Consider the following 472-nt stretch of genomic DNA (forward strand, 5'->3'; position numbering starts at 1 on the left):
TTGCTTTTATCCGAATTGATATGGCTTGCCGAGCCTTCAACCTTCATCCAAAAACCACGACCTTCTGTCAATCCGGCTGCGTCAATACCATTTTCATGTTGTCCAAGCCATGTACGATTACCAACACGCTGTTCCAGTGTACCAAGCTTATTCATTTGTTGAAGAACTTGTGGGTAAACTTCATATAAAGGTACACCTGGCTGATAAACGGGACTTGAAGGGTCCGTTGGGATAACAGGCGTTGAAGGTATTTCCGGATCTGTCGGATCCTCCGGGATTACCGGAGGAACATGGGTTGTATCAAGCGTACGTAAGTACCAACTGCCGTCACTTCCGGTTCCTTGATGGAGCGAATAAGCATAAGCCCCTCCAACAACAGCATTTTGACCCTCATACTGATAATCACTTTTCAGAGCAAAAGCATCCGCAGTAGAAGTGCCACCAACAGTGATAACCTCAATACCATTACCGG

Annotated in this window: 1 protein-coding gene; it reads right to left on the reverse strand. The window is 46.2% G+C overall.

The genetic code is table 11. The features are described from left to right. Nucleotides 1–472 (reverse strand): autotransporter outer membrane beta-barrel domain-containing protein (locus tag H3V12_RS11090; RefSeq protein WP_198214712.1); only part of this gene is annotated, 472 nt, incomplete at both ends.

Origin of the sequence: Bartonella sp. W8167 (assembly GCF_016100335.1) — a bacterium.
Lineage (GTDB): Bacteria > Pseudomonadota > Alphaproteobacteria > Rhizobiales > Rhizobiaceae > Bartonella > Bartonella apis.